Origin of the sequence: Bacillus sp. JJ1562 (genome assembly GCF_036962705.1) — a bacterium.
Taxonomy (GTDB): domain Bacteria; phylum Bacillota; class Bacilli; order Bacillales; family Bacillaceae_L; genus Ferdinandcohnia.
The window spans coordinates 1-13,992 of sequence record NZ_JBALOQ010000073.1 but is presented as its reverse complement, the minus strand read 5'-3'; the positions used below and the strand labels follow the sequence as shown (position 1 = coordinate 13,992).

The 13,992-nt window shown below is 33.1% G+C and carries 18 protein-coding genes, 1 pseudogene and 1 other annotated feature; of the genes and pseudogenes, 14 read left to right on the top strand and 5 right to left on the bottom strand.

What is annotated here, in order from left to right; genetic code table 11:
- The first annotated feature begins 251 nt into the window (after window positions 1-251).
- From V7097_RS25510 to V7097_RS25460, 11 genes are all read left to right on the top strand, one after another.
- Window positions 252-707 (top strand): MarR family winged helix-turn-helix transcriptional regulator, encoded by a 456-nt coding sequence (locus V7097_RS25510; protein ID WP_335706446.1) that lies wholly within the window; start codon window positions 252-254, stop codon window positions 705-707.
- Window positions 708-729: 22 nt separating this feature from the next.
- Window positions 730-1,731 (top strand): serine hydrolase domain-containing protein, encoded by a 1,002-nt coding sequence (locus V7097_RS25505; RefSeq protein WP_335706445.1) that lies wholly within the window; start codon window positions 730-732, stop codon window positions 1,729-1,731.
- Window positions 1,732-2,084: 353 nt separating this feature from the next.
- Window positions 2,085-2,249 carry a hypothetical protein gene (locus V7097_RS25500; protein ID WP_335706444.1) on the top strand — a complete coding sequence of 55 codons (165 nt, stop codon included), beginning with the start codon at window positions 2,085-2,087 and terminating at the stop codon, window positions 2,247-2,249.
- Between the two features lie 3 nt (window positions 2,250-2,252).
- A complete protein-coding gene (locus V7097_RS25495; protein ID WP_335706447.1) occupies window positions 2,253-2,720 on the top strand; it encodes a hypothetical protein in 468 nt (155 codons plus the stop codon).
- 241 nt (window positions 2,721-2,961) lie between these two features.
- Window positions 2,962-3,285 (top strand): PadR family transcriptional regulator, encoded by a 324-nt coding sequence (locus tag V7097_RS25490; protein WP_335706443.1) that lies wholly within the window; start codon window positions 2,962-2,964, stop codon window positions 3,283-3,285.
- The gene (locus V7097_RS25485; protein WP_335706442.1) at window positions 3,278-3,844 is read left to right on the top strand and encodes an HAAS signaling domain-containing protein; all 567 of its coding nucleotides are present in this window, start codon (window positions 3,278-3,280) and stop codon (window positions 3,842-3,844) included. The genes V7097_RS25490 and V7097_RS25485 overlap by 8 nt, the downstream gene beginning before the upstream one ends.
- A complete protein-coding gene (locus V7097_RS25480) occupies window positions 3,841-4,458 on the top strand; it encodes an NDxxF motif lipoprotein (RefSeq protein ID WP_335706441.1) in 618 nt (205 codons plus the stop codon). The genes V7097_RS25485 and V7097_RS25480 overlap by 4 nt, the downstream gene beginning before the upstream one ends.
- Window positions 4,459-4,694: 236 nt before the next feature.
- Window positions 4,695-4,916: a binding site (T-box leader), on the top strand.
- A 46-nt stretch (window positions 4,917-4,962) separates the two neighbouring features.
- A complete protein-coding gene (locus V7097_RS25475) occupies window positions 4,963-5,664 on the top strand; it encodes a class I SAM-dependent methyltransferase (protein ID WP_335706440.1) in 702 nt (233 codons plus the stop codon).
- Window positions 5,665-6,070: 406 nt separating this feature from the next.
- Window positions 6,071-7,477, top strand: a complete 1,407-nt coding sequence (locus tag V7097_RS25470; RefSeq protein WP_335706439.1) for a catalase — start codon at window positions 6,071-6,073, stop codon at window positions 7,475-7,477.
- Between the two features lie 189 nt (window positions 7,478-7,666).
- On the top strand, window positions 7,667-8,128 hold the full coding sequence (locus tag V7097_RS25465; RefSeq protein WP_335706438.1) for a DinB family protein: 462 nt from the start codon (window positions 7,667-7,669) through the stop codon (window positions 8,126-8,128).
- Between the two features lie 295 nt (window positions 8,129-8,423).
- Entirely contained in the window at window positions 8,424-8,603 is a 180-nt protein-coding gene (locus V7097_RS25460; RefSeq protein WP_335706437.1) for a hypothetical protein, read from the top strand.
- Window positions 8,604-8,812: 209 nt separating this feature from the next.
- On the opposite strand, the gene V7097_RS25455 is transcribed toward V7097_RS25460, so the two are convergent.
- The gene (locus tag V7097_RS25455; protein ID WP_335706436.1) at window positions 8,813-8,992 is read right to left on the bottom strand and encodes an aspartyl-phosphate phosphatase Spo0E family protein; all 180 of its coding nucleotides are present in this window, start codon (window positions 8,990-8,992) and stop codon (window positions 8,813-8,815) included.
- Window positions 8,993-9,232: 240 nt separating this feature from the next.
- Between V7097_RS25455 and V7097_RS25450 the strand changes: the two genes are divergently transcribed.
- Window positions 9,233-9,679 (top strand): GNAT family N-acetyltransferase, encoded by a 447-nt coding sequence (locus tag V7097_RS25450; protein ID WP_335706435.1) that lies wholly within the window; start codon window positions 9,233-9,235, stop codon window positions 9,677-9,679.
- A gap of 199 nt (window positions 9,680-9,878) precedes the next feature.
- Complete coding sequence (locus tag V7097_RS25445; RefSeq protein WP_335706434.1) at window positions 9,879-10,781, top strand: DUF2268 domain-containing protein; 903 nt, start codon at window positions 9,879-9,881, stop codon at window positions 10,779-10,781.
- Between the two features lie 327 nt (window positions 10,782-11,108).
- On the opposite strand, the gene V7097_RS25440 is transcribed toward V7097_RS25445, so the two are convergent.
- The 4 genes and pseudogenes from V7097_RS25440 to V7097_RS25425 form a co-directional block, all read right to left on the bottom strand.
- Window positions 11,109-11,816 (bottom strand): LrgB family protein, encoded by a 708-nt coding sequence (locus V7097_RS25440; RefSeq protein WP_335706433.1) that lies wholly within the window; start codon window positions 11,814-11,816, stop codon window positions 11,109-11,111.
- Window positions 11,786-12,190 (bottom strand): CidA/LrgA family protein, encoded by a 405-nt coding sequence (locus tag V7097_RS25435; protein WP_335706432.1) that lies wholly within the window; start codon window positions 12,188-12,190, stop codon window positions 11,786-11,788. The genes V7097_RS25440 and V7097_RS25435 overlap by 31 nt, the downstream gene beginning before the upstream one ends.
- 98 nt (window positions 12,191-12,288) lie before the next feature.
- Window positions 12,289-12,942: a GntR family transcriptional regulator gene (locus tag V7097_RS25430; protein WP_335706431.1), complete on the bottom strand. Its 654-nt coding sequence runs from the start codon at window positions 12,940-12,942 to the stop codon at window positions 12,289-12,291.
- 364 nt (window positions 12,943-13,306) lie between these two features.
- A pseudogene (locus V7097_RS25425) lies at window positions 13,307-13,397 on the bottom strand (integrase); the annotation flags it as partial.
- Between the two features lie 210 nt (window positions 13,398-13,607).
- Here V7097_RS25425 and V7097_RS25420 point away from each other — a divergent pair.
- Window positions 13,608-13,928, top strand: coding sequence for a cytochrome C biogenesis protein (locus tag V7097_RS25420; protein ID WP_335706430.1), 321 nt, complete (start codon window positions 13,608-13,610; stop codon window positions 13,926-13,928).
- Window positions 13,929-13,992: the final 64 nt, after the last annotated feature.

Below are 13,992 nucleotides of genomic sequence, written 5' to 3'. Positions count from 1 at the left end.
CTCTTCTACTCGACTAGTTCAAGAAGGATTTTAGTTTCTATGTTATTAAGAAACCCCTTGACACGATGACTACCTACTCTTTTACAAATGAAAAATTTCTTCAATTTTATTAAATTACAATTTATTTAGTAATATAAAGAATGATAATAATGGTAAACCAATTATTTTTACAAAAATGAAAAAATACATTGCAAAATAGTTAATGCAAATTTATTATTAATATATATTAACTATTAAGGTGGGTAAAATAAATGGATCAAAAACTCATGCAGATTGTAAAAGAAATTAATCAGCTTGAATATGAAACCAATCTCTTGTTATCTGAAGAATTTGACTCGCTTTTAGATGATCATCTAACAGCTAAACAAGCCGGGTTTTTAGATTTAATACATGAAAGAGGTGCTCTTCAAACATATGAGTTATCTAAACTAATGGGTACTTCCGCAAGCGCTGTGAGCCAATTAGTCAACAGATTAGAGCAGGATGGTTACATTAAAAGAACCATTAATCAAAATGACCGAAGAGAGATCCTTGTTGAATTGGATGAACGTAGCCACGCCTATTTTCGAAAGCAAGAAGAGATTGAACTTAAAATCATTCAGAAATATTATTCGAAGCTAGAAATGGATGAACTGATTCAATTAAAAGAGATTTTCTTAAAACTAAAAAGAATTGTTTCGAATGAACAGAACGGTCAAAAAATTTAGATTTATCAAAGGAGGGGTAGCTATGGATAAAGATAAATTGCAAAAAGAGATTTCGAAAATCGTCCATTCATACGTGGAAAAACGAAATCATTTAATACTATCGATTGGGGTTTTGAATAAGGGAGAAACAGCCACTTTTCTTTATACCGGCTCTGATGTAAGTCCGGTTGATGAAGACAATCCACCTATTTATGAAATAGGTTCCACTTCAAAAGTATTTACGACTACATTACTGGGGGAAATGATTCAGGATGGAATACTTTCCCTGAACGATTCAATCGGTCAATATATTCCTAAATTGTCCGATCAACATCCCATAACACTAAAGCATTTGGCGAATCATACCTCTGGGCTTCCAGATGTAAGTCTAAGGAAATTCATCGCCAATCTATTTAAATCAAAAAAGGCTCGCGACCCTTATTGTTTAATGTCAGTAAATGAAGTGCTTCAATATTATTATAAACATCCGAAAGAACCAAAGTTAAAATCAAGTTACTCAAATGAAGGTATGGGGACACTGGGGCGTATATTGGCAAAGCGACTAAACACAGATTATGAACAGGCCATTAAAAAAAGAATAGCAGAACCCTTAGGAATGAAAGATACCTTTATAAAGGTTCCGATTGAAAAACAAAATCGTTTGTTAAAAGGGCATGATGGCAAAGGAAAAGAACAACCACCAGTAGAAATGAATGAATTTGCAGGAGCCGGCGCCATTCGTTCGACTATAAACGATATGTTGCTTTTTCTAAAAGCACATATGAATGCTGAAACGAAGGCTTATCAATTAACACAACAACCTTCAGTGAAAGTAGCTAAAAACGCGAGTATGGGTTTAGGTTGGATTCTTGAGGGTGAAACGATTTGGCATAATGGCAATACTCTAGGGTTTTCTAGTCATCTAGAATTTGAAAAAAAGCGACATATAGGGGCAGTGATCTTATCCAATTATCGAATGTCATTATTTTCTAGCAACCCTAGTCTAATGGCCAAAGATATATTACAACTTTTAAGAACAATTTAATTGAAGGTAATATTTGTCACATAGAGAACTTTTTCTTAAACAATAACGGGTAGCATTTCTATAATAGTGAATCTTATATCGGTAAAATTAACTAAGATTGTGAATGAATGTACTTAAACTATCGAGGGGCGTTAATCCAACAAGGATTAATGCCCTTTTTGTCGAAGTTATTGTACTAAAGGGGCAGTTTAGTTGAAGATCGATGTTTAACTTGTGTTCAACAATCGGGCCATTTTATGGAAGACTTCGTTGTATTCTACATAGCTTTTTATGGTAAAATTTAGATTGATATAACATCCAATTCAGGGTAAGAGTGACTTGGATTTAGTAGTAATTTTATAAGGAGTTTTCATATGTCACAGGACATTATTAACCAGTTTGTAGATGATGTAGAGGGTCATTTAGAAGAACTTTATCAATTAAATAGTTATTATCTACTAAATAAATATCTTAAGCAAAAAAAGAATCAAAAAGAGAACTTAGATTTGATGAACAAAGCACCTGCTTTTTTCGGCTAAACAATACATTCTTTTCAGTATTCTGCAATTATGGGTTTAGCGAGATTGTTTGAACCAGCCTCTAGAGGTAGTAAAAACATAAATAAGTTTTTAAACTTTATTGAGGGTAATCATAAAAAGATTTTTTCAAACGATCCAATTATTAAGAAGAAACTTGGGCGAATATCAGATATTGATGAATCAACTGTTATTAACGATAGGGAAAGATTAAATGAGGTTGAACCTATAATTAATAATTTAATAGCTTGGAGAGATAAAGCCTTTGCTCACAATGATAAAAAGTTTTTTAAAGATAGAGAAGCATTAGGAAGAGAATTCCCAATCACATATAAAGAAATCGAAAATTTAATTGAGCTTGCAGCTGAAATATTAAATACTTATCAAGTAGGATATAACGGTAATTATACAACGGTTATTCCAACAAACACCTATGATGTTGATAAGGTTATTATGGCATTGAGGATGTTATAGGATTTTTTATTATTCTACAAAAAGGCGCGATTCTGTAACAAGGATTAGCGCTTGTTTTCATTAAAGGGCCATTTTGTGGTATAACACTTATAAAGTAGGTTAGTTATATATTGTACCTTGCAATATACAGTACCTGATGATATATTGTAATCATCTGCTTTATTTTTTATATAGGTACTGTTTATTAAATGGTACTTTATATTAAAGTATATAGACAATGAAGAGACGAGGTGAGTATACGTTGAACGTGCAATTTAAAAAGGGCGTTCTAGAACTATGCGTGCTTGTACTGCTGGATAAGAAGGATCGATATGGATATGAACTCGTCCAGAAAATTTCTGACCAAATCGAAATATCGGAGGGTTCTGTTTATCCGTTATTAAGAAGGTTAACAAAAGAAGAATTTTTTACAACCTATTTACAGGAATCCAGTGAAGGTCCTTCAAGAAAATATTATAGGCTTACAGATAAAGGTCGTAAATATTTACATCATTTAGTGGGCGAGTGGAAGGAATTTTCTGAGGGAGTTAATCAATTAATAAAGGAGGGAATCTCCCATGAGTAAAAAACAATTTTTATCAATCTTGGAAAAGTACTTACGAAAGCTCCCCAAAAATGAAATAGAGGAAATCTTACAAGATTATGAGGAATATTTTACGATTGGTGTAGAGAAAGGAAAAACAGAAAGTCAGATTGTAGAAGCCCTTGGCTCACCAAAACAGTTAGCTAAAGAATTAAACGCTGTTAATGCCATTAATAAGGCCGAAGAGAATAAAAGCATTAAAAGTATGTTTACGGCATTGATGTCGATTATGGGATTAAGTGTAATGAATTGTATTATTATCCTAGTGAGTTTATTTGTACTGCTAATTCTTACACCATTTATATTAGCTTACATCATTGGAGTACCGATTATGATCCTATCTCCACTGATTTTAATTATAATGGGATTTGTTAATGGATTTAGCACCATTGGAACGGGAGAAATTTTTGAGTCCATAAAAGGGCTTATTATCGGTTCTATTTTAGCAGTCCTAGGATATTATATAGGGAAATCTTTTGTTAGACTATTTATTAAATACTTGAGATGGAATACGTCAATTGCAAGGGAGAATAGATTATGATGAGAAGGATCCTTTTTAGCTTCTTCATTCTTTTTATCTTAAGCGCATGTTCGCAGGAAGAAAATATTGACACGACTGAAGATGAAGTTCTTCTTACGCAGAACGTAGAGATTCCTAGTAAAATTTTTACTTCTGAAAAAGAAAATAGTGTAATTGACGAAGAAGAAATAAAAGTAAGCATCAAAACATACCTAGACAGCCATGAAGAATTAGATAAGGCTAGTTACCCATTTCAAGAGATGATGGATGAAGAAAAGGAATTAAATAAAAATGAATTAGAGAAGTTGGCTAAAATCACCAATCTTACAAAAGAAAATGATGAGAATTTTTCTAAGTATATCTTAAATAATACATTACCTGAAGGTTATCAAAAAGAGGCTGAAAGAATTAGCCAGTACATTACAGCTTACAATGAGATTTTTTATGAACTAGATGAAATCCTCAGTAATTTTACAAATGACGTAAATAAAGGAGTATTTCCAAAAATAAACATTGAATCAATCATTAACAAAAGTGATGTGGTGAATGGAAGAGAACAGAAAAAAATAGAAGAATTTCTTGATAAGAAAAATATTGATACTAAAGCATTTGGACGGAAACATAAAGTAAAGTAAAAGTATGCCAAAACAATACAATACTATTGACGTGTTTCGAATTGATTTAAATTTTTTGAATAAGCGCCTCTTTTTTTTATTCACCTAACGGGTGCGTTGATCTAAGAACGATTAACCACCTTTTTTGTTGAATCCCTTATTGAACAAACGAAGCAGAATAGTTAAATAAGAAAAAGCAAAATATGGGTTGACGGATATAAGAGCAAATAATAAAATAAAGAAAATTTTAAAAATATGCAAACACGTTGATTGGGAGTATTAAGGAATGTTTTATTGTTTAGAGAGCTGTCGGTTGGTGAAAGACAGTCAATAAAATCCCCAACTCGCCCATAAGTGGTAAGGCTGATAATTAGGTCTTAACGGTTGACTTCCGTAATCGGTTTTAAAGTGGATTTGTTTGTCATAATAAACAAATCAAAAAGAGTGGTACCACGTAGGTAAAGCCTGTCGTCTCTTATGAGATGATAGGCTTTTTATTTTTAATATTTATAAAGGGGGAGAAAAATGACAACAACAAACTGGCAAAGACAAGATGTTACACAACATTATCTGGAACAAATTCGGGGAGGAATTCCTTTCGGAGCTGAACAAGCTAAAATTATGCTTCAGGTTATCAATTTTTTTACCCCTAATCCGAAAAGAATAATGGATTTGGGGTGTGGAAACGGGTTTTTAGCTGAAATTTTGCTTAAAACTTATCCAGATGCTTCTGCAATATTATTAGACCATTCAAAACCAATGGTTCAAGCTGCTCGTAAGAATATGAATGAATACAGTAATCGTTGTGAAATTATCCACGCTGATTTTAGTAATTCTATTAAAGAATTTGCAGAACTTAATTCTATTAATTGTATTGTTTCGGGTTTTGCTATTCATCATCTTACACACGAAAAGAAAAAGGAACTTTATAGAGAGATATATAACCTTTTAGTTGATGGAGGGATATTTATAAATATTGAGCATACAGCTTCTGCCACTCCTAAAATTGAACGATTGTATGACGAGTTATTTATTGACCATCTTTCTATTCATAATAAAAGAGACAGGCAAGAAGTAGCTAAGGAGTATTACAACCGCCCTGATAAAGAAGATAATATACTGGAAAGAGTAGATATTCAGGTTAATTGGCTTAGAGAAATTGGTTTTAAGCATTCGGATTGTTATTTCAAGTGGATGGAACTTGCTGTTTTTGGCGGAGTAAAATAAACAAGAATCAATGATTCCTTATTGGACTAACGGGGCAGGATAGTTGAAGAGTGATGTTTGACCTTTGTTCAACAATTAAGTCCATATTCTGGAATAACGGGTAACCCCAAGATACTTGTAACTTTTACATTTAAACTTTAGCGGAAATAATAAAATTTTTTTTGGTTAAGCCTTAGAGGACATTAGAATCTTTAATTCCTGGTGTTAAATGTCATCTATCCTTTATTATCGGACATCAGAAAACCGTATAATGAAATTTCAAAAACTATCCGACACATAGAGAGGTAGTTTTTTTGTTTTTATCAATGCATTAAATGTTGAAAATAAAAGTAGAAGATACATATTCGAGGCTTAAAAATCATATTTAGTAATGATTGATGGATAATGAATTTTGGAGGCCATGATAATGAATGAAAAAGATTCTAAACAGAGGCAAGCTTTATCAGAAGAAGACTATAATGAAAGAAAAAAGTTATATAGAGACCTCTCCAAATGGACTGTTGATGAGTCAGCTAAACTTCATTCACAGACAGTCGGCTCTAGAGGACCTGTACTGGAACAAGATAGTGTACTACACGAAACCTTACAAGAATTTATTCATGAAAAGATTATAGAAAGACCTGTTCACGTAAAGGGATCTGGTGCATTTGGTTATTTTCAAACGATATATTCGATGTCTGAACATACAAAACTGAGCTTTTTACAAAATTCTAATCTGAAAGTTCCTGTTATGGTTCGCTTTTCGTTAGCTGTCGGTGTGAAAGGAACACCTGATACATCTAGAAATGTACGTGGTTTAGCTACAAAATTTTATACAGAAGAAGGCATTTTTGACCTTTTATGTAATCACATTCCTGTCTTTTCTGTTCGTGATGCGATACGATTTCCGGAATTTATTAAAGCAATCTCACCTTCTCCAAAAAATAATTTAATGGATCCTGATAGGTTTTGGAGCTTTGTAGTAAGAGCGCCTGAATCAATTCATTTTGTTGTGCGTTTATACTCCGATGTTGGTACGGTAAAAAGTTTTCGCCACATTCCAGGACATAGTGTAAATACATATGTTTGGAGAAATGCCCAAGGTATAAGAAAGTACGTTAAATACCATTGGTACCCATTTGAAGGTGTACAATACATTGGTCGTGAAGAAGCAAATAGACTAGCCACTGAAAATCCTGATTACGCTGGTAAAGATTTATACGATGCGATTGCGGGTGGTAAACCAGTGGAATATGGCTTATATGTCCAGCTCATGGACCCAAAGAATGAAGAAAATCTTTCTTATGATCCTTTAGACGATACAAAAGTATGGGATGAAAAAGAGTATCCCCTAATACCAGTAGGCAAAATGGTATTAAATAAAAATCCTGAAAATTATATGGAACAAGTAGAAAAAGTAGCCTTCTCCGTTTCTAATTTACTAGACGGCGCAGAATTATCTGATGATAAAATACTGCAGGGCCGTGCCAATATTTATAGTGATTCTCAAAGAAGAAGAATTGGAGCTGAATTTCGTAAATTACCGGTTAACCAACAGCAAAGTTGGACACCAGCTAATCAAATTACAAGTGGTGATGGAAGATATGTTGAAGGGAAACTAGAAAGAACTTCTATAACAAAGCATGATGATTTTGTGCAGGCTGGTGAATTCTATATGAAGTTAACTCCTATAGAAAAAGAACATCTTGTAGAAAATTTAGTTAGCGACTTGATAGTCATTTCCGATGATATTAGAAAGAAAGTTTTGGAGTATTTAAATAAGGTATCATCTGACTTGGCAAAAAGAATTGGGATACAACTAAAAAAACAATAAAGATATAAAAATTAAAATTTTCTAAGACTAATGAACTAACGGGTGCGATAATCCAAGAAGGATTATCGCATATTTTTGTTAAAGTTATTGTACTAAAGGGGCAGGATAGCTCAAGAAGGAAAATATGACGGAACGAGAGAATAATATAATATAAGGGATAAAAACCAATTATTTGAAAGGAGTAAAAGAATGAAAGAACGCCATATAATTCTCTTCAAACAGTTAGAAACTTACCGAAAAGAAATTTTAGATAGTTTAAACGGAATAAGTGCAGATGCAGCCGAAATAGTCCCGAATAAGTTTAATAATAATATTAGATGGAATATGGGACATATTTATCTGGACCAATACCTATGGATTGAGGCTTTAACGAAGGAGAAGACAGAGGTCCCAGATATTTTTCGTAATTGGTTTAGTTATGGTACAACACCAGTTCATTTCTCAGCGGAAACGCCCTCTTATATAGAACTAAAAAAATTGCTGAAAGAGCAACCGTTCAAGTTGATGGAAAACTATGGACATCGTTTGGAAGAAGAGTATCCTTCTACTGAAATGGGGATGCGAACAATCGAACAAGTGTTAATTCGAACCATCTTCCATGAAGGAATGCATTTACAAGCTATCAATGATATTAAAAAGTGTTTACAATAATATATTTATCTTGGCTGCCTTTGGTAGCTTTTTTTGCTTTACTACAAACAGGGCAGCAGCATTTTTACAATAATGGAAAATGAACAAGTTTGTGAAAAAATACACTTAAACAAACGGGGCAGGTTACTAAAAAATAGTATAGTGTGGAATTAGAAGATGGAACATATCTAATAATAGCGTGGGAGCTAGGGCTAAGGTCTTATATTTTAATTAGACTAGCACTGTATTTACGGATTAATAGTTCTTTGTTAAGCTTTTAATGGAAGTAATTTCTACATATAAAGGAGATATCGATGTGAAAAAAATATTATCAGCAGTAGTAGCGGTCGTAATTATAGTAGGTATAGCAGGTATATTCTATAAAATTGAATTATCTGATGAAGCAGATTATAAAAAGTGTTTAAAGGCACAGGGAATTTCGAACACAATTGCCAAAGTAGTAGGTGACGAACCAACTAATGCTTGTAATGAATAAAAGAGGTTGAGAATCATTAACTAATAATGTTTTTCTTTATACTATCAAAAGTAATATAGACTTTTTAGCAGACAATTAACAAAAGAAAAGTGATGCTTCTTCAACTAACGGGTAGCGATTGTTCAATAGGAACAGTCGCTTTTTACTTAGGAGAGCGGCGGAGTTGCTACGGCGTAGGATGTATTCACATTCTAGAGGGGATAATTTCCTTATTTTCTGTGTAATAATTTTTCATATTCGTTTAAAAGTTTGTTTAAAGCTTGACTCAATGATAAAACTTCTTCATCAAGAAAATCTAACTTCTTATTGTAAGCTGTTCGAATCATTTCTTCACGAAGTAGGTGGATTTTATTCCAAAGTTCTTTCTCTTTAGCAAATTTCTCATTCATTTTTGCACCAACTATATGATAAATTCTAAATATTATACATTGTGCCGTTAATGCATGGCTATTATGTATTAGAAAATATAATTGTTATTGGTTCTATACAATAAAATGATTGTAAACAGTTGCACTTAAACTATCGGGTGCGTAGATCCAAGAAGGATTAATGCACCTTTTTGTAGAAGTTACTCAACGGAGCAGGTTACTTGAAGACGATAATAGCAACTTTTGAGAGGATGTCTTGAAATGGTTACTCGTAATGTTATTGAAAATGATTATTTTATTGTAATGGATGTTATTAATGATTGGTGGGGAGGGCGGCAAATGACACATTTGTTGCCTCGATTATTTTTCGAGCATTTTCAATCGACGAGTTTTATAGTTGAAGATGAAAAAAATAGTTTATCGGCTTTTCTAATTGGATTTGTCTCTCAAACACATCCGAATGAAGCCTATATACATTTTGTTGGCGTTAATCCTGAACTTAGAAATAATGGATTAGCAAGAGAACTATATAATTTATTCTTCTCAAAAGTTCGTAATTTAGGTTGCGAGACAGTAAAGTGTATAACTTCTCCCGTTAACGAAGGTTCGATTGCATATCACAAGTCAATGGGTTTTTCTCTTACTTTAGAAATGGATTATGCAGGAAAAGGGCAAGACCGTATTTTATTTTCTAAATACATAGGCTAACATTTTTATTATTTCAAAGTCGATGTTCTTTAACTACAGGGTGTGTTGATCCAAGAAGGATTAATGCACTTTTTTGTTGAAGTTATTTAACAAACGGGGCAGTTAAAGAAGATTGATATTTTCCTACACAATTTTATTGACATTGACGTTACGTAAACCATTACCATTAACTTAAATTCAATATGAAAGTGGTGAAAAAATGAAAGTGGTAATAGAAAACACAATTGAACAATATGAAGAGATGTTCTTGTTGGAACATAATCGGGAAAATTTCTTTAGATATACGATGATGAAGCCCTTTGAAAAAATGTGGAATACAATTAATGTTCCTATCGAAGCAAAACAACCTAATGGATATGATGTTTTAATGGCGACAAAAATGCTTGGTTATCTTGATGTTTCAGAGACTGAAAAAGGGAACAAAGTTATAAGTAAACTAAAAGAAATTAATGCTACTCAAACAGCTAAAGAAACATTGGACAATTGTATTGACTTTCTCCAAAGTAACAATTTAAAAATCAACACTGATGAATTAAGGTTTGGGCTTTATATAGCCGACCCTGACAAACTAAAACTACAAAAAGGTTATTGTGGCTTTGGGGGGATTCCAGGATACATACAAGTCTCTATATTCCCTAATTCCTATAACATTCCGAAAATTCCCGCTGTAATTGCACACGAATTTCATCACAATATTCGATTTTCTTATTTTAATTGGGAACACGGTAATGTAACAGTTGGCGATTATATAGTAATTGAGGGATTAGCAGAATCATTCGCAAAAGAACTTTGTGGAGAGGAACTTTTAGGTCCGTGGGTTACTTCATTTGATGAGGATGACCTGGAATACTCTACGAACATAATCCAAGAAGCATTAAATGTTAAAGGATTTGCTGAAGTAAGTAGTTATATGTTCGGTGACGCTATTGCTAAAGAACAAGGATTCCACCCTGTTGTGCTTTCTCCCTTTGCTGGCTATGCGGTCGGTTACCAAGTAGTACAATCGTTTATGAAACTGAACAATGTAGGTATTAAAGAAGCCACTCTGTTGGATACAGACCAAATCATTAATAATTGTGGGCTGTTTCCTAAGAAAGATTAACACATTTTTGATTTTGGTATAAATCAAACGGGGTAGCATTTCTGTAAAAAGTTTGTGAACAAATGTACTTAAACTATAGGGTGCGAGAGTAAAAAATCAGAGCTGTCATGAGGCCAGTTTTTTGTGTACTAACGAAAGCAAGTTAATATCAATAACGGTGAACCGCAACGAATCTAAATGAGTTTTTCAAAGGGTTTGTTACAAAAGAAATTAAAGAGTGATTGCCAAAAGCAATTAAGTGAGTACAAAATTTTGCCAGATAAAAAGTCCAATTTCCTTTATCTTCTTTGGAAATTAGACTTTTTAAATGTTTAAGTAAACAATATTTTATATAAGAGTTTCTAAAAAGTGAAAAAGCCACACAACAATTGGTCCTAAAAAGGTACCGATGATTGCACATAATGCCATTGCAACTGAACTCATTGAAAAAGTGAGTTCACTGTATTCGGCTGCTTTTGAAGTTCCCATGGAATGTGAGGCACTACCAAGAGCGATACCTCTACCAATAGGGCTATGGACTCGCATAAATTTAAAGATAGTAGGAGCTGCTATTGCACCAAATATCCCTGCAATCACAACACTAAAAATTGCTATAGAGGCATTGCCTCCTAATCCTTTAGCAACTTCAATAGCAACTGGAGTAGTAAGAGATTTAGGAATAATGGAAAGAATTAATGTATAATTTATCCCGAGTATCTTAGCCAGGAGGCCAACACTAACCATTCCAGAAATAGTAGCGATCAAAACTCCTCCTACTATTGTAAATAAATAATTCATTAAAAAATGACGTTGTTTATACAAGGGATAAGCAAGTGCTACAACCGCTGGTCCTAAAAGGGAATTAATCCATTGCCCGCCTATCAAATAATTTTTATATGGAATATTAAGTATTACAAGGATGATGATGATTAGGACCGTCGTTGTTAAAATGGGTAGTAAATAAGAATAGGAATACCTCTTATACAATTTTGTCATTGCATAATAAACAACAACGGTTAATAAAATCATGAAGAATGCGAGAAGGACTTGTTGCATTCTTTATCATCCCTTCTTTTTTGTGCTTTTTTCTCAAAAAATTGACTTGCTGTTCCTGCAATCGCAATTGAAATGATAGTGCTTAATAGTATGGCTACAACGAGCAATGCACCATGTATAGAAAGTAACGAAGGATAGTTCATGATACCAACTGTTGTTGGAATAAATAAAAACATTAATATACTTAGCAAAAAAATTGCTCCATTTTCAATCCACTTTACTGGAACTATTTTTAAACATAGACAAATAAAAAGTAATAAGAGTGCTATGATACTACCCGGAATGGCCAGGTGAAAAAAGTCGTGAATAACACTCCCAATGAAGGAAAAAATATATAGAATACAAATTTGTAAAACAATGGTGATAATTTTCATGTTGTGTTGTCCCTCTATTGGAAACAATTTCCCTTCTTTCTAATAAAATGAATATTATCGTGCCTCGGATTGAGGATGTAGTTTGTGGATGATTCTCTTCACTCCTCAAGATTTGCTATTATTGTGCGATGTGAGTGATCAAGATGGTTCAAAACAGCCTCCGTTGTTTGGCGTAAATTCCTTGCTTTTAGCCCCTCAATAATTGATTTATGTTCGTCAGAAACCTCATCTAAGCTTATTCCGGCCTTTAATGCAATGAGTCCATACCAATTAACATGATCAGTGAGGTTTTGGATTAATTGATACAGCCGAAGGTTTTGACTTAACTCCGCAAGGAACAAGTGAAAGGATGAATCAGAATACATAAATTTTATTGGGTCTTCCTTGATGTCAAATAGTTGTTTATCCACCTTCTCAATTTTAGCGATTGTTTCGTCATCAAGAAGAGGTATTAGTAGTTCGATGGCCAATACTTCATTAGCCTTTCGCAGTTGAAAAACTTCATCCACGTCGTGTCTATTAATGGTTTGGACCACAATTCCCTTTCTTGGTACAGACTGAATCCAACCTTCTAGTTCTAGTTGTTGCAAAGCTAATTTTAATGGGGTACGACTAATTCCAAGGCTTTCACTAAGTGAACGTTCATATAACATGGATCCAGGTTCGACTTTGTGTTGAATAATTCCTTTCTTAATTTCTTTATAGGCATGATCTTTAAATGATAGGGGTTGTTCTACCTTTAAGAAACTCATCAATTTTCATCCTTTATCATAATAGTAGTTGGATCTTAAGGGATTATCAGTATTGTTAAAAATCTGCGAAAAGAGGAAAAGAAACATTTGGTATCTGGTATACCAGATACCAATGAAAAAAAGTATAACATTGGTTTCGTCTTTTTACAATCTTTGATAAAGCTTAGAAGATCTCGGGGTGGGATACTTTTTCATAACTTAAAAAACTATGGACAAATTGAACTTTTTGAAATCGATAAAGTAGTGATATTACTCTTAGAAAATTAATTAACATTTCATTTAGATACATCACAGGAGTAAATCAAGCTTCACGAAGATGTTCAATCTCTATTTCTGTTAGAAATTTTGGAATTCGTTTCCCTTACTTTGGCTCTTTAATCTTGGCTGCGGGATTATTGCTCATATGTCCTTCTTCATGACCAGCGAAAGAGTGATTTCATTGAACGAACACGATGTGGGCGAAAGACCTTTATTTGTTCAAATTCTTGGTGTAGTTACGATTGTTTTTCAAGGCTTAGTTTTAAAATATTCAAAAAATACTAACAAGCCTTATTAAGCTAACGGGTGCTTTGATCCAAGATGGATTAATGCCCCTTTTTGTTGAACTCCTTATTGAGCTAAAGAAGCAGGTTAGCAAAATATAAAAACGAAATTGAGGGAATTGAATGGAACCTAAATTTGTAAAAGTAGAAGTGCTGTTACCAGAAGAATATATAGAGGAGTTAAGAAATAAGCTAAATGATATTGGCGTTTTAACAGTGGGTAATTACGATAATGTTGTTTCATATTCTGTCGTAAAAGGATACTGGAGACCTTTAGAAGAAGCAAACCCTTTTAATGGCAGTAAAGGTGAAATTTCTTTTGGGACTGAATGTAAAATGGAATTCAGGTGTTTAATGAAGAACATTGAAGAAGTGAAAGAACTAATTATAAGTATTCATCCTTATGAAGAACCTGTAATTAACGTTATACCAATATTAAGCTAACGGGTGCGATAGTCCTAGAAGGATTATCGCTTATTTTGTTGAAGTTATTAAACTAACGGGGCAG